The sequence below is a fragment of the Pseudomonas sp. P4_C8 genome (assembly GCF_056401975.1).
In genome coordinates this window covers 55,988-70,365 of the sequence record NZ_JBFUIH010000022.1, presented here as the reverse complement: position 1 = coordinate 70,365, position 14,378 = coordinate 55,988, and the positions used below count along the sequence as shown (strand labels likewise).

Below are 14,378 nucleotides of genomic sequence, written 5' to 3'. Positions count from 1 at the left end.
GTCTCTACCTGATATTGGTCCGCCTCGCGTTCGGATTGGTGCCTGATGAATGACGAACGGTTCAGGCCTGCTGCACGGATTTAACCGGCGCGACGCGACGCCAGATCAACCGGCCTACGGTGATCAACCAGTTCAGTATAGCCACGGCCAGCACGGTCAGGAGCAACGCGGGCATCCCTTGTTCGACTATGATTTTTCCGGCCAGCAAGGGAAAACCAAACACGCCGATGAAGTAGGAGAGGCTGAACAACAGCAAGGCTTGCGAGGTCGTGCCGTGCGGCGCTTCGTTGGCCGCCAGGCCGTTGATCACCGAATAGGTCAGACCGTATCCGACCCCGAGCATCACGGCTGCCAGTACATAACTGAGCCCGCTGTCGACCACGAAACCAAACAGCACAATCGACCCCATCATCAGGCCCGACAACAGGCACGATGCGCGGAACGGGTCACGTTTGACCACGATGCCGGCAATCAGCATTCGGCTGCTGATCGCCGCGCCCATGAAGCCAAAAAAGAACAGCGAATAATCCAGCGAGCGGGATTCGGCGTAACTGGTCTGGAAGCTCGACAGGCCGCCGAACACGCAACCACCAAGACCGACCATGAGGATCGGGAACACGGCCCGGGACGACAGCACCTGGGCCGTTGCGCGCCAGGAAATTCGCGCGACCGAGGTGGCGGGCGCGGGCGTTTTTCTGATCTGTGCATCCAGTCGCCAGAACAGTAAAACGCCGATCAGGCTGGCCATTGCAGCGAGGTAAAACGCGGCGGTTACCGGATAGCCGAGGGCGCTGGCAGCGCGGCCCAGTAAAGGGCCGCTGCCGATCCCGGTCATCATGCTGCCCGACAGCAGCGCAAAGTATTTGGCCCGTAGGGCCGGTGTCACCAAGCTGGCCACAATGATCGGCCCGAGGGTGTAAAACACGCCCCAACCCAGCCCCAGCAACAGTCCAAAAAACAACAGCGCAGTGCCGAAGCCCGGGGTCAAGGCGAAGCCGAGGCTGGCCGCCACCAGTAAGACGCCGAACAAGGCAATCGAGCGCGCGGCACCGAGCCAGTCAGACAAATGCCCCGAGACGATCACCGCCGCGAACGTGCTGAGCATGGCCGCCGAAATCACACTGCCTGCATCGTGTTCATTGCCACCGCGTGAGCCGATCAGCAACGACAGCAAAAAAGTCGAGCCGTAGGACAGCGACAGCAAATAGCTGGCAAGGCAAAACAGGCCGAACAACCGGCTGGAGACTGGGGGTGTTGCGCTGGACATGACGCGGTTCCTTGAGCCGATAGAAATGAGCGTCTGATATCTATCACGCATCGCGCCGATGTTAGGTCCTGGGTTAGCGATTTCAGGATTAGCGCTGGCCGGAGTATTGCCTTCAGCAGACGCCGATCTCTTCCTTGAACTRCTCCATGAAACCTTTCAGACGCTCATGCCTGAGCTGTGCCAGGCGTCGACCGGTGGCGGTCTGGAAACCGTTTGCCAGGTGCAGCAACTTGGTCTGGAAATGATCGAGGCAAAAGCGTGTGTCGTCGTAGTCACGGTACTTTGCTTCTGGATCCTGCGGGTCGTACAACGCGCTGCCCATGCGCCCGGCAACGTAGAACGTGCGCGCGACACCGAGCAAGCCGAGGGAATCGAGGCGATCGGCGTCTTGCATGATTTTCGCTTCGAGCGTAGTGGGGGTGATGTTGGCAGAAAAGCTGTGTGCTTCGATAGCGTGGGCTACTGCGCTGATTCTTTCGTTCGGCCAATGTAGGTCGGCCAACACGCCGGACGCTTTTTCGGCAGCCAGTCGAGACGCCTGCGAACGCAACGGCGAGTTCTTCTCCACCGCCACGCAATCATGCAACAGCACCGCTGCCAGCAGCACCTCAAGCTCGCCACCTTCTTGCGTATGAATCGTGCGCACGTTGTGCCAGACCCGCTGCAAGTGCGACAGGTCATGAGCACCGTCCTCTGAGGGCTCCAGCGCGTAGGGCAGCAATTGAGCGGCGAGGTTTTGCAGGGGGGCGAAAGTATCAGTGGTCATAACAGTCCTTTGAATGTGAAAACGTTGCACCATAGTTCAGCTTTGAATTTCCAGTGTGACGGACGCAGCCTGGCAACTTAGTATGGCGTTTTCAACCTTTGACGAAGGCACGTCCCATGACGATCGAGATCCGCCCGGCGACCCCCAGCGATGCACCGCAAATCCTCGGGTTCATCACTGAACTGGCCGACTATGAACGTGCCCGCCACGAAGTCATCGCCAGCGTCGCCGACATCGAGCGCAGTCTGTTCAGCGAAGGCGCCACCGCTCACGGCCTGATCTGCCTGCGCGACGGTCAGCCGATCGGCTTCGCCGTGTTCTTCTTCAGCTATTCCACCTGGCTCGGCAGCAACTGCCTGTACCTCGAAGACCTCTACATCACCCCCGAACAACGCGGAGGTGGTGCGGGCAAAACCTTGCTGCGCCACCTGGCGAAAATCGCCTGCGCCAATGATTGCGGGCGTTTTGAATGGAGCGTGCTGGACTGGAACAAACCGGCGATCGAGTTCTATAAATCGTTGGGTGCGCAACCACAGGAAGAGTGGGTGCGATACCGGATGGATGGGGCGGTGTTGCGCGAGTTTGCCGAGGGTAATTAAACGCCAGCATCGCCGGTTAAAAGATCGCAGCCTTGAGTTGCGATTTTTTTTGCGTTAATCCCAATATATGGGAGTGATATTTATATATTGAGATTATTGCGCTTCCCGGTTTATAGTCCCGCTCACTCACTGCCAATAAACAAAACAGGTGAAGCGATGCTGGCGCAATTGATCGCGCTCGATTGGGGGACAACCTCATTACGTGCTTACAAACTCGCTGCGGATGGCCTGGTGCTCGAACAACGTTCGTTGTCTTCGGGGGTCATGCAGCTGCCCCGGACGCTGCGAATCATCAAAGGTCAGGAATGTTCAGACGGTTTTGAACTGGCCTTCGATGAGGCCTGTGGTGACTGGCTCGACGCGCAGTCGGATTTACCTGTGATTGCCTGTGGCATGGTCGGCAGCGCTCAGGGCTGGCGCGAAGCGGCCTACCGCGATACGCCGGCGAACGTCGCCAATCTCGGAACTTCCCTACAAACGGTTCGCAGTCTTCGCGGTGTCGATGTGCACATCGTGCCGGGTGTGATTCAGCGTTCGCCGTTGCCGAACGTGATGCGCGGCGAAGAAACCCAGGTACTTGGCGTTCTGCACACTCTTCAGGGCGAGGCGGGCAACGATCTGCTGATCGGCTTGCCAGGCAGTCATTCGAAATGGGTGGAAGTGGCCGACGGCTGCATCGTGCATTTCGATACGTTCATGACCGGCGAAATTTTTGCCGTGCTCAGCGAACACAGCATTCTGGGGCGCACCCAGCAAAAAGGCGTGTCTTTCGATGGCCAGGCTTTTGATCGTGGGGTGCAAGTGGCCTTGTCGGTGGACGGCGAGATCGGCCCGTTATCGACATTGTTCAGTGCCCGCAGCCTCGGGCTGATCGGTGATCTGAGCGCCACGGCCCAGGCGGATTACTTGTCGGGGCTGTTGATCGGTCATGAACTGTCAGCGCTGGCGACCGCCCAGCGACGTCGGCGCAATAGCGTACACCTGCCTTCGATCATCCTCATCGGTAATGCCCAACTCTGTGCCCGCTACAGCCGGGCCCTCGACGCCTGCGGTTTTGCTCGGGTGCTGCTGGCTGAGCAAGCCACCGAACGCGGGTTGTGGCAATTGGCGCTCGCCGCTGGACTGATCACACCCAACCCATCCCGTTAAACCTGACTGGAGGTCTGACATGCTCAAACACGCCTTGGCGCAAAACGGCCTGATCGCGATCCTGCGTGGCCTGCGCCCGGAAGAAGCGGCGGCCATCGGCGAAGTCCTGTACGCCGCCGGATTTCGTGTCATCGAAGTGCCGCTCAATTCCCCTGAGCCGTACGAAAGTATCCGCATCCTGCGCAGTACCTTGCCTGCCGATTGCCTGATCGGTGCGGGAACGGTGCTGACACCGGAACAGGTCGAGCAAGTGAAAGCCGCGGGCGGCCAAGTGATCGTCATGCCGCACAGCGATCCCAAGGTGCTGCGCGCGGCGAAAGCGGCGGGGTTGTTCCTGTCACCGGGTGTGGCGACGCCGACGGAAGCCTTCGCCGCATTGGCCGAAGGTGCGGACGTGCTGAAGATGTTTCCCGCCGAGCAGATGGGGCCGGCCGTCGTCAAAGCCTGGCTCGCGGTATTGCCTGTCGGAACCGTTCTGGCGCCGGTCGGCGGTATCACGCCGGACAACATGCAGGTGTTTATCGACGCGGGCGTCAAAGGCTTCGGCCTTGGTTCAGGTTTGTTCAAGTCGGGGATGACGCCAGCGGACGTGGCCGTCAATGCCAACGCCTACGTGACTGCCTGGAAAGCCCTTCGCTAAGACTTTTTGGCGCTGTGAGCGCTGCATCTATAAGAGCTGCATTTATAAAAAGAGAGCAGAGATGAAAATTACTAAACTCACCACCTTCATCGTTCCACCGCGCTGGTGCTTTCTCAAGGTCGAAACCGACGAGGGCGTGACCGGTTGGGGCGAGCCCGTGGTTGAAGGCCGCGCCCACACGGTTGCGGCTGCGGTTGAAGAATTGTCCGACTACCTGATCGGCAAAGACCCACGCAACATCGAAGACATCTGGACTGTGCTGTATCGCGGCGGCTTCTACCGGGGCGGCGCGATCCATATGAGCGCGCTGGCCGGTATCGATCAGGCGTTGTGGGACATCAAGGGCAAGGCGCTGGGCGTGTCGGTCAGTGATTTGCTCGGTGGTCAGGTGCGGGACAAGATTCGTGTGTATTCGTGGATCGGCGGCGACCGGCCAGCGGACACTGCGCGCGCGGCGAAAGAAGCGGTCTCCCGTGGTTTTACTGCGGTAAAAATGAACGGTACCGAAGAACTGCAATTTCTCGATTCCTTCGAGAAAGTCGACCTGGCCCTGGCCAATGTCGCCGCCGTGCGTGACGCGGTCGGACCGAACGTCGGCATCGGCGTCGACTTCCATGGCCGGGTGCACAAGCCCATGGCCAAGGTGCTGATGAAGGAACTCGATCCGTACAAACTGATGTTCATCGAAGAGCCGGTGCTCAGCGAAAACTATGAAGCGCTGAAGGAACTGGCGCCGCTGAGCAGCACCCCGATTGCCCTCGGTGAACGGCTGTTCTCGCGCTGGGATTTCAAGCGCGTACTGAGCGAAGGTTACGTCGACATCATCCAGCCGGATGCGTCGCACGCCGGTGGCATCACCGAAACCCGTAAAATCGCCAACATGGCCGAAGCCTACGACGTGGCGCTGGCGCTGCATTGCCCGCTGGGGCCGATCGCCTTGGCGGCGTGCCTGCAACTGGACGCGGTTTGCTACAACGCGTTCATCCAGGAACAGAGCCTGGGCATCCATTACAACGAGAGCAATGACCTGCTCGATTACGTGAAAGATCCGCGGGTGTTCGACTACGACAAAGGCTTCGTGAAGATCCCGAATGGCCCGGGCCTGGGTATCGAGATCAACGAGGAATACGTGATCGAACGCGCCGCCGTCGGCCACCGCTGGCGCAACCCGATCTGGCGTCATGCCGATGGCAGTTTTGCTGAGTGGTGAGTTCTCTCTGACCCACCTCAAATCCCCTGTAGGAGCTGGCTTGCCAGCGAAAGCGTCCTGTCAGTCACATCAATGTCGGACGTCATGCCGCCTTCGCTGGCAAGCCAGCTCCTACAGGGGGCGCTGCAAGTCTTCTAGACGACCTCAATAAACATAAGAAGAGGCACTCCTCATGCAATCGCAAACCCTCACCGGGCAAGCGTCGTTGGTGACGCCCAGTCGCAAGCGATTTTTCATCATGGTCCTGCTGTTCATCACCGTGGTGATCAACTACCTGGACCGCAGTAACCTGTCCATCGCAGCCCCGGCGCTGACCAGCGAACTGGGCATCGATCCGATCCACGTCGGGCTGATCTTCTCGGCCTTCGGCTGGACCTACGCCGCGATGCAAATTCCCGGCGGCTGGCTGGTGGACCGTGTTCCACCGCGCATCCTCTACAGCGTCGCCTTGTTGCTGTGGTCGATCGCCACGGTCATGCTCGGTTTCGCCGCGAGTTTCATCGCGCTGTTCGTCTTGCGCATGGCGGTCGGTGCCCTGGAAGCCCCGGCCTATCCGATCAACAGTCGCGTGGTCACCACTTGGTTCCCCGAGCGCGAACGCGCCACTGCCATCGGTTTCTACACCTCTGGGCAGTTCGTCGGCCTGGCATTCCTGACGCCGGTACTCGCATGGTTGCAGCATGAATTTGGCTGGCACATGGTGTTCATCAGCACCGGTGCGGTGGGCATTCTGTGGGCGGTGATCTGGTACGCGGTGTACCGCGAGCCTCGGGATTTCAAAGGCGTCAACGATGCTGAAATCGACCTGATCCGCGAGGGTGGCGGGCTGGTGGATATCCAGGCCGAGCAAGCCAAAGTCAAAGCGAAGTTCAGCTGGACTGACCTCGGGATTGTTCTGACTAAACGCAAACTGTGGGGCATTTACCTCGGCCAGTTCTGCCTCAACTCGACGCTGTGGTTTTTCCTGACGTGGTTCCCGACTTACCTGGTGAAATATCGCGGCATGGACTTCATCAAGTCTGGCCTGCTGGCGTCGCTGCCGTTTCTCGCCGCCTTCGTCGGTGTGTTGTGTTCGGGGTTCTTCTCTGACTTCCTGATCCGTCGCGGTTACACGGTAGGTTTCGCCCGTAAATTGCCGATCATTGGCGGCCTGCTGATTTCCACCTCGATCATCGGCGCCAACTTCGTCGAATCGACGCCGCTGGTGATTGCCTTCCTCGCGCTGGCCTTCTTCGGCAACGGTCTGGCGTCGATCACCTGGTCGCTGGTTTCAACCTTGGCACCGGCACGATTGTTGGGACTGACCGGAGGGGTGTTCAACTTCATCGGCAACTTGTCGGCGATCACCACGCCGATTGTCATCGGTTTCCTGGCGACCGGTGATTCGTTTGCCCCGGCGATTACCTACATCTCGGTTCTGGCATTGATTGGCGCGCTTTCCTACATCTTGCTGGTGGGCAAAGTCGAGCGTATCAAGTTGTAGTTGCGGGCATCGGGCGACCATAATGCCGCCCGTCACTCGCTCAACGGTAAAGGCTGGATATGCAGGAAGACGCCCCAAAAATCGCCAAGGACGCCGCGCCGACCGGCACCCAGACACTGCTTCGTGGTTTGGGTGTGGTTCAGGCTGTGGCCAGCGGCGCCCGCGATCTCAAGGAAATCGCCCGGCTGATCGGCACGACGCGCAGCACCACCCATCGTCTGGCCAGTTGTCTGGTGGACGAGCGTTACCTGCGTGTGGTGCCGCAGGTCGGCTACCTGTTGGGGCCAAAGCTGATCGAACTGGGTTTCCAGGCGCGCGAAGAGTTGCCACTGGTGACGTTGGCCGGGCCGTATCTGGATGAATTGTCGGCGTTGACCGGCGACACCATTCACCTGGCAATTCGTGAGGGCGACGAGGTGTTGTACCTGCACAAGAATCCGGGTCGCAATGGCCCGGAAATGCGTTCGCGGGTCGGCCATCGCATGCCGTTGGCGCGCACCGGGATCGGCAAGGCGCTGATGCTGGATGACACTCAGGAAGAATGGCAGCGGCTGTACGAAATCAGCTTGCCGGCGGGTGGGAAAAATCTGTTTTGGCCGCAGCACCCGGAGCAATCCTGGGAGCAGTTTCAGCAGCGCATGGTCGAGTACGTGGCGGGCGGTTATGCCTTTGATCTGGAAGACAACGAACCGTCGATCCGTTGTGTGGCGGCGCCGATTCGTGATGCCAGCAAGCGCATCGTCGCCGGCATCAGCATCGCCAGCACCGTGCCGTACATGCCGCTGGAAAAAATGGCCGAGCTGATTCCCCTGATCAAAGGGGTCACAACCCGGCTGTCGGCAGAACTGGGCTTGAAGGTTTAGACCTTCAAGGTCGCCATGTCGATAACGAAGCGGTATTTCACATCCCCGGCGATCATGCGGGCGTAAGCCTCGTTGATCTGGCGGATGTCGAGCATTTCGATGTCGCAGGTGATGTTGTGCTCGGCGCAGAAATCCAGCACTTCCTGGGTTTCGGCAATACCGCCGATCAACGAACCGGCGAGCACGCGACGTCCCAACACCAGTTTGGCGGCGTGGACCGGTGGATCGATCGGTTCAATCAAACCCACCAGAATGTGCACGCCGTCGAAACGCAGGGTGTCGAGGTAGGGGTTGAGGTCGTGCTGCACCGGAATGGTGTCGAGCAGGAAGTCGAATTGGCCAGCTGCAGCCGTCATCTGCTCGGCATCGGTAGACACGATCACGTGGTCTGCGCCCTGGCGACGACCTTCTTCGGCCTTGCTCGCCGAACGGGTGAACAGGGTGACTTCGGCGCCCATCGCCTTGGCGAACTTGATGCCCATGTGACCGAGGCCGCCCATGCCGAGGATCCCGACTCTATCACCGGCCTTGACGCCGTAATGCTTGAGCGGCGAGTAGGTGGTGATGCCGGCGCAGAGGATCGGCGCGGCGCTGGCCAAGGCGAGTTTTTCCGGGATGCGCACGACAAAGTGCTCGCTGACCACGATGCTGTCAGAGTAGCCGCCCATGGTGTTGCTGCCATCGACCCGGTCCGGGGTGGCGTAGGTCATGGTCGGACCTTCGAGGCAATATTGTTCAAGGTTGGATTGGCAGGCTTCGCAGCTGCGGCAGGAATCGACCATGCAGCCGACGCCAACCAGATCCCCGACCTTGTGCCGGGTCACATTCGCACCGATGGCGGTCACTTTGCCTACGATCTCGTGACCGGGCATCAGCGGGTAAACGGCAATGCCCCACTCGTTGCGCGCCTGGTGGATGTCGGAATGGCAGACGCCGCAGTAGAGAATCTCGATCGCCACATCATCGGCTCGCGGGCTGCGGCGTTCGAATTTCACGGGGGCGAGGGGAGTGGTGGCCGACTGGGCGGCGTATCCGATGGCGGTGTACATGAGGAACCTCGCAAAAGCTGTGACAGGTGAGGCGGTGCATTCTGGGCGCCGCACCTTGCACCGGCCATGGCGATTCCTCCGGGTGTCATGCCTATTCCTCCGGCATCCACGTGCGATTGATCAAATGGATGATCAGACCTGCGAAGATGCTTTCATCCCTTTTTCCGCGACTTTTTTGTGAAGAGCTCCCATGTTGTTGACCCGTCATCTCGATGCCAATGCCACGCTGGTTTCGTTGATCCAGCCGCTGACCACTCGCGACGGCTTCGCGCCCACCGCGTTGCCGGGAGTGCAGGTGTTGCGTGCCAGTTGCGATGTCGCCCGTGGCCCGCAGATTTATGAGCCGAGCCTGGTCATCATCGTCCAGGGCAGCAAATTGGCGTACCTGGGCCCGCGAACTCTGGAGTACGGCGCTGGGCATTATCTGATTCAGGCATTGCCGGTGCCGTTTGAGTGCGAAACCTTTGCCGCGCCGGATGGGCCGATGCTGGGCATTTCCATCGCGATAGACCGGATTTTGCTCGGTGAATTGGTGTTGGCCATGGGGCTCGTGTCCGGGCGCAGTATTGCTGCGCAAACGCTGGAGTCCATGACCTCGACAGTGCTCGACGACGCGATGCGTGGATGCGTGGAACGGTTGCTGCGTTGCCTGCACGATCCGCTGGAATGTCAGGTCATGGGCCAGGCGCGTTTGCGTGAGTTGTTGTTCGTCGCGTTGCGCGGGCCGCAAGCCGATGTGTTGCGCGCGCTGGTGGAGCAGCAGGGGCAATTCGCCCGGGTTGCGGCATCGCTTAGCCATCTGCATGCGCATTACACCGAGCCGCTGAATGTCGAGACCCTGGCCAGTTGCGCGAATATGAGTGCGTCGACGTTTCATGAGCATTTCAAACGCAGCACGTTGTTGTCGCCGGTGCAGTACTTGAAGCGTTTGCGCTTGCTCAAGGCGCAGCAGTTGTTGCTGTCTGAAGGCTTGGGGGTGGCGCAAGTGGCGCATCGGGTGGGTTATCAGAGTACGTCGCAGTTCAGCCGGGAGTACAAGCGCTACTTTGAGCGTAATCCCGGAGAAGAACGCGCTGCCTGAGTTGGCAAAAGATCCCCTGTAGGAGCCGAGCTTGCTCGCGATAGCGGTGTGTCAGCCAACATCACGGTCGACTGACACGCCGCTATCGCGAGCAAGCTCGGCTCCTACAAAAACGGGAATCGCGGGCAACAAAAAGGCCCCCATTTCGGGAGCCTTGATGTTCAGGCGTTCAACTTACATGTTCGGGTAAGTCGGGCCGCCAGCACCTTCCGGCGTCACCCAGGTAATGTTCTGTGCAGGGTCCTTAATGTCGCAGGTCTTGCAGTGAACGCAGTTCTGGGCATTGATCTGGAAGCGCTTCTCGCCGTCTTCCATGGTGATCACTTCGTACACGCCAGCCGGGCAGTAGCGCTGGGCAGGCTCATCGTACAGCGGCAGGTTTTTGCTGATCGGGATGCTTGGGTCGGCCAGCTTCAAGTGGCACGGCTGTTCTTCTTCATGGTTGGTACCGGAGATGAACACCGAGCTGAGTTTGTCGAAGCTGATCTTGCCGTCCGGTTTCGGGTAGTCGATCTTCTTGCAGTCGGCGGCGAGCTTGAGGCAAGCGTAATCCGGCTTGGTGTCGTGCAAGGTGAACGGCAGTTTGCCGCCGAAGATATTCTGGTCCAGCCAGTTGAAACCACCGCCGACGATCGCGCCGAACTTGTGAATCGCCGGGCCGAAGTTGCGGCTGGCGAACAGCTCGTCATAGAGCCAGCTTTTCTTGAACGCGTCGACGTAAGTGGTCAGTTCTTCGGTGCCATCTTTCTCGGCGAACAGCGCGTCGGCCACGGATTCAGCGGCGAGCATGCCGGACTTCATCGCGGTGTGGCTGCCTTTGATCTTGGCGAAGTTCAGGGTGCCGAGGTCGCAACCGATCAGCGCGCCGCCCTTGAAGACCATTTTCGGCAACGAGTTCAGGCCGCCTTTGCTGATGGCACGGGCGCCGTAGCTGATGCGCTTGCCGCCTTCCAGGTACTGCTTGAGCACCGGGTGGTGCTTGAGGCGCTGGAACTCATCGAACGGCGACAGGTAAGTGTTGCTGTAGGACAGATCGACGATCAGGCCGACAACCACCTGGTTGTTTTCCAGGTGATAGAGGAAGGAGCCACCGGTGTTCTCGGTGCCCATGATGTCCAGCGGCCAGCCGGCGGTGTGAACCACCAGGCCTGGTTGGTGCTTGGCCGGGTCGACTTCCCAGATTTCTTTCAGGCCGATGCCGTAGTGCTGGGCGTCGGCTTCGCTGTCGAGGTTGAAACGCTTGATCAACTGCTTGCCGATGTGGCCACGGCAACCTTCGGCGAACAGCGTGTACTTGCCACGCAGTTCCATGCCCGGGGTGTACAGGCCTTCTTTCGGATTGCCTTCGCGATCAACGCCCAGGTCGCCGGTAATGATCCCGCGCACCACGCCGTTCTCGTCGATCAGTGCTTCCTGAGCGGCGAAGCCAGGGTAGATTTCTACGCCCAGGTTCTCGGCCTGCTGGGCCAGCCAGCGGCACAGGTTGCCCAGGGAGATGATGTAGTTACCTTCGTTGTGCATGGTCTTGGGCACAAAGAGGTCAGGAATTTTTTGCGCGCTGTCTGCGTTTTTCAGAACGAAGATGTCATCGCGGGTGACCGGCGTGTTCAGCGGGGCGCCGAGTTCTTTCCAGTCCGGGAACAATTCGTTCAGGGCGCGTGGTTCGAACACGGCGCCAGACAGGATGTGAGCACCGACTTCGGAGCCTTTTTCGACCACGCAGACGCTGATTTCCTTACCGGCTTCAGCAGCCTTCTGCTTCAAGCGGCAGGCAGCGGAAAGACCAGCGGGGCCGGCACCGACGATGACGACGTCGAATTCCATGTATTCGCGTTCCACAGGTTATCTCCTACTCAAGGCTCAACAGTTTTTTTTCTAATTTTGGAGGTTTGGTGTCGCATCCATGAATCCCTGCGCGAGCGCGGAACAGGACAATCGATAGTCCACCTTTCTCTCTGGGTGGCGCATTATATCTACACCACTCCCAGCGTCCAATACAAACGTTTGTTTGAATTGGCTCAAAGCCAGAGAAATCAAAGTCACGCGGCTTACGAACGGCCATTTTACCGTATTGACCGGAATAGGCGTTCCGGTCAAGATACGGTCGGTTTTGCGCTCGCCGTAGGCACACTGTTGGTTTCAAGAGCACCTCTAAAGACAGGGCGATGGCAGTACAAGGTGATGCGCAGTGCACGTATAGCGCGCAGTTTACACGCCGCGATAATGAATGACTCGTCGGTCACCACTGACAAACGGTCATCATCATCATTGTGAGCGATGGTCACTTGACACTTTTGCCAGCGTTTTTAGAGGTGCCCTTGCGCCGATGAGCATCAACCGCCAGGTTCGCCTAGGCGACTTTCTTTTCACCGGAGAGTAACGAGGAATCCATGAAGGTTCTTGTAGCTGTCAAACGCGTTGTGGACTACAACGTCAAGGTCCGCGTCAAGGCGGACAATTCCGGCGTCGATCTTGCCAACGTCAAGATGTCGATGAACCCGTTCTGCGAAATCGCCGTGGAAGAAGCCGTACGCCTGAAAGAGAAAGGTGTTGCGACTGAAATCGTCGTCGTCTCCGTCGGCCCGTCCACCGCTCAAGAGCAACTGCGCACCGCGCTGGCTCTGGGTGCCGACCGCGCCATCCTCGTCGAATCCGCCGAAGACCTGACTTCGCTGGCCGTTGCCAAACTGTTGAAAGCTGTTGTCGACAAGGAACAGCCTCAGCTGGTGATCCTTGGCAAACAAGCCATCGACAGCGACAACAACCAGACTGGCCAGATGCTCGCTGCATTGAGCGGCTACGGTCAGGGCACGTTCGCGTCCAAAGTTGAAATCAGCGGCGACAGCGTTGCCGTGACTCGCGAAGTCGACGGCGGCGCGCAGACAGTTTCCCTGAAACTGCCGGCCATCGTCACCACCGACCTGCGTTTGAACGAGCCGCGCTACGCGTCTCTGCCAAACATCATGAAAGCCAAGAAGAAGCCTCTCGAAGTGCTGACTCCGGACGCTTTGGGCGTTTCCACCGCCTCTACCAACAAGACCGTGAAAGTCGAAGCGCCTGCTGCACGCAGCGCGGGTATCAAGGTCAAGTCGGTGGCTGAACTGGTCGAGAAACTGAAAAACGAAGCGAAGGTAATCTAATCATGACTATCTTGGTAATCGCTGAGCACGACAACAAGGTTGTGGCTCCTGCCACCCTGAACACCGTTGCTGCTGCCGCCAAAATTGGTGGCGACATTCACGTTCTGGTCGCTGGCCAGAATGTGGGTGCTGTTGCAGAAGCCGCGGCGAAAATCGCTGGCGTGTCTAAAGTGCTGGTGGCCGACAACGCCGCCTACGCTCACCAACTGCCAGAAAACGTCGCGCCGCTGGTTGCAGAGTTGGGAGCTGGTTACAGCCACATCCTGGCTGCCGCCACTTCCAACGGCAAAAATATCCTGCCGCGCGTTGCTGCGCAGCTGGACGTTGACCAGATCTCCGAGATCATCTCGGTCGAAAACGCTGACACCTTCAAGCGTCCGATCTACGCCGGTAACGCCATCGCTACCGTTCAGTCCAACGCTTCGGTGAAAGTCATCACTGTGCGTGCTACCGGTTTCGACCCGGTTGCAGCTGAAGGTGGTTCGGCTGCCGTTGAAGCCGTTGCCGCTGCTCACGACGCTGGCACTTCCAGCTTCGTCGGCGAAGAACTGGCCAAGTCCGATCGTCCGGAACTGACCGCTGCCAAAATCGTCGTTTCCGGCGGTCGCGGCATGCAGAACGGCGACAACTTCAAACACCTGTACGCACTGGCTGACAAGCTGGGCGCTGCCGTCGGTGCTTCCCGCGCCGCGGTCGACGCAGGTTTTGTACCCAACGACATGCAGGTCGGTCAGACCGGCAAAATCGTTGCGCCACAGCTGTACATCGCGGTCGGTATCTCCGGCGCGATCCAGCACCTGGCCGGCATGAAAGACTCCAAAGTGATCGTTGCGATCAACAAGGACGAAGAAGCGCCGATCTTCCAGGTGGCCGATTATGGCCTGGTAGCTGACCTGTTCGAAGCTATCCCAGAGTTCGAGAAGCTGGTCTAATCCAGCGGCCTGACTTATAAAGAGCCCGACCTTTTGGTCGGGCTTTTTTTTTGTTCTTCTGTAGGAGCTGTTGTAGGAGCTGTCGAGTGAAACAAGGCTGCGAATTTTCAGGTCCGCTCGAATCCCAAGCGGAAGATCAAAAGATCGCAGCCTCGTTTCACTCGACAGCTCCTACAGGCGATATAACAGGGTTTTAGTG

The 14,378-nt window shown here is 59.0% G+C and carries 13 protein-coding genes; 9 read left to right on the top strand and 4 right to left on the bottom strand.

Going from position 1 to position 14,378, the window contains the following annotated elements; all coding sequences use genetic code 11:
* Window positions 1–61: 61 nt before the first annotated feature.
* Together AC1DWM_RS15530 and AC1DWM_RS15525 are read right to left on the bottom strand one after the other, a co-directional pair.
* The gene (locus AC1DWM_RS15530) at window positions 62–1,267 is read right to left on the bottom strand and encodes an MFS transporter (protein ID WP_477795569.1); all 1,206 of its coding nucleotides are present in this window, start codon (window positions 1,265–1,267) and stop codon (window positions 62–64) included.
* 112 nt (window positions 1,268–1,379) lie between these two features.
* The gene (locus tag AC1DWM_RS15525; RefSeq protein WP_477795568.1) at window positions 1,380–2,033 is read right to left on the bottom strand and encodes an HD domain-containing protein; all 654 of its coding nucleotides are present in this window, start codon (window positions 2,031–2,033) and stop codon (window positions 1,380–1,382) included.
* A gap of 116 nt (window positions 2,034–2,149) precedes the next feature.
* On the opposite strand from AC1DWM_RS15525, the gene AC1DWM_RS15520 reads away from it, so the two are divergent.
* From AC1DWM_RS15520 to AC1DWM_RS15495, 6 genes are all read left to right on the top strand, one after another.
* Entirely contained in the window at window positions 2,150–2,632 is a 483-nt protein-coding gene (locus AC1DWM_RS15520) for a GNAT family N-acetyltransferase (protein ID WP_150780608.1), read from the top strand.
* Window positions 2,633–2,788: 156 nt separating this feature from the next.
* On the top strand, window positions 2,789–3,781 hold the full coding sequence (locus AC1DWM_RS15515; protein WP_477795567.1) for a 2-dehydro-3-deoxygalactonokinase: 993 nt from the start codon (window positions 2,789–2,791) through the stop codon (window positions 3,779–3,781).
* 19 nt (window positions 3,782–3,800) lie between these two features.
* Window positions 3,801–4,421 carry a 2-dehydro-3-deoxy-6-phosphogalactonate aldolase gene (locus AC1DWM_RS15510; RefSeq protein ID WP_477795566.1) on the top strand — a complete coding sequence of 207 codons (621 nt, stop codon included), beginning with the start codon at window positions 3,801–3,803 and terminating at the stop codon, window positions 4,419–4,421.
* 61 nt (window positions 4,422–4,482) lie between these two features.
* A complete protein-coding gene (gene dgoD, locus AC1DWM_RS15505) occupies window positions 4,483–5,631 on the top strand; it encodes a galactonate dehydratase (protein WP_223519020.1) in 1,149 nt (382 codons plus the stop codon).
* Window positions 5,632–5,803: 172 nt separating this feature from the next.
* Complete coding sequence (locus tag AC1DWM_RS15500; RefSeq protein WP_223519022.1) at window positions 5,804–7,114, top strand: MFS transporter; 1,311 nt, start codon at window positions 5,804–5,806, stop codon at window positions 7,112–7,114.
* A 59-nt stretch (window positions 7,115–7,173) separates the two neighbouring features.
* Window positions 7,174–7,977, top strand: a complete 804-nt coding sequence (locus tag AC1DWM_RS15495) for an IclR family transcriptional regulator (RefSeq protein ID WP_223519024.1) — start codon at window positions 7,174–7,176, stop codon at window positions 7,975–7,977.
* Here AC1DWM_RS15495 and AC1DWM_RS15490 read toward each other — a convergent pair.
* A complete protein-coding gene (locus AC1DWM_RS15490; RefSeq protein WP_223519026.1) occupies window positions 7,974–9,026 on the bottom strand; it encodes an NAD(P)-dependent alcohol dehydrogenase in 1,053 nt (350 codons plus the stop codon). The genes AC1DWM_RS15495 and AC1DWM_RS15490 overlap by 4 nt on opposite strands.
* A 190-nt stretch (window positions 9,027–9,216) precedes the next feature.
* On the opposite strand from AC1DWM_RS15490, the gene AC1DWM_RS15485 reads away from it, so the two are divergent.
* Window positions 9,217–10,107 (top strand): AraC family transcriptional regulator, encoded by an 891-nt coding sequence (locus AC1DWM_RS15485; protein WP_223519028.1) that lies wholly within the window; start codon window positions 9,217–9,219, stop codon window positions 10,105–10,107.
* A gap of 174 nt (window positions 10,108–10,281) precedes the next feature.
* Here the strand turns inward: AC1DWM_RS15485 and AC1DWM_RS15480 are convergent, their stop codons facing one another.
* Window positions 10,282–11,946, bottom strand: coding sequence for an electron transfer flavoprotein-ubiquinone oxidoreductase (locus tag AC1DWM_RS15480; protein ID WP_223519030.1), 1,665 nt, complete (start codon window positions 11,944–11,946; stop codon window positions 10,282–10,284).
* 551 nt (window positions 11,947–12,497) lie between these two features.
* Between AC1DWM_RS15480 and AC1DWM_RS15475 the strand changes: the two genes are divergently transcribed.
* Both AC1DWM_RS15475 and AC1DWM_RS15470 read left to right on the top strand, forming a co-directional pair.
* On the top strand, window positions 12,498–13,247 hold the full coding sequence (locus AC1DWM_RS15475; RefSeq protein ID WP_007945693.1) for an electron transfer flavoprotein subunit beta/FixA family protein: 750 nt from the start codon (window positions 12,498–12,500) through the stop codon (window positions 13,245–13,247).
* A gap of 2 nt (window positions 13,248–13,249) precedes the next feature.
* Window positions 13,250–14,179, top strand: a complete 930-nt coding sequence (locus tag AC1DWM_RS15470; RefSeq protein ID WP_223519031.1) for an electron transfer flavoprotein subunit alpha/FixB family protein — start codon at window positions 13,250–13,252, stop codon at window positions 14,177–14,179.
* The last annotated feature ends 199 nt before the right edge of the window (window positions 14,180–14,378 follow it).

Excerpts from the sequence above, each read along its gene's own strand:
- AC1DWM_RS15500 (WP_223519022.1), top strand. The coding sequence starts at position 5,804 with ATGCAATCGCAAACCCTCACCGGGCAAGCGTCGTTGGTGACGCCCAGT.
- AC1DWM_RS15475 (WP_007945693.1), top strand. The coding sequence starts at position 12,498 with ATGAAGGTTCTTGTAGCTGTCAAACGCGTTGTGGACTACAACGTCAAG.
- AC1DWM_RS15485 (WP_223519028.1), top strand. The coding sequence starts at position 9,217 with ATGTTGTTGACCCGTCATCTCGATGCCAATGCCACGCTGGTTTCGTTG.
- AC1DWM_RS15490 (WP_223519026.1), bottom strand. The coding sequence starts at position 9,026 with ATGTACACCGCCATCGGATACGCCGCCCAGTCGGCCACCACTCCCCTC.
- AC1DWM_RS15530 (WP_477795569.1), bottom strand. The coding sequence starts at position 1,267 with ATGTCCAGCGCAACACCCCCAGTCTCCAGCCGGTTGTTCGGCCTGTTT.
- AC1DWM_RS15520 (WP_150780608.1), top strand. The coding sequence starts at position 2,150 with ATGACGATCGAGATCCGCCCGGCGACCCCCAGCGATGCACCGCAAATC.
- AC1DWM_RS15470 (WP_223519031.1), top strand. The coding sequence starts at position 13,250 with ATGACTATCTTGGTAATCGCTGAGCACGACAACAAGGTTGTGGCTCCT.
- AC1DWM_RS15510 (WP_477795566.1), top strand. The coding sequence starts at position 3,801 with ATGCTCAAACACGCCTTGGCGCAAAACGGCCTGATCGCGATCCTGCGT.
- AC1DWM_RS15495 (WP_223519024.1), top strand. The coding sequence starts at position 7,174 with ATGCAGGAAGACGCCCCAAAAATCGCCAAGGACGCCGCGCCGACCGGC.
- dgoD (WP_223519020.1), top strand. The coding sequence starts at position 4,483 with ATGAAAATTACTAAACTCACCACCTTCATCGTTCCACCGCGCTGGTGC.
- AC1DWM_RS15515 (WP_477795567.1), top strand. The coding sequence starts at position 2,789 with ATGCTGGCGCAATTGATCGCGCTCGATTGGGGGACAACCTCATTACGT.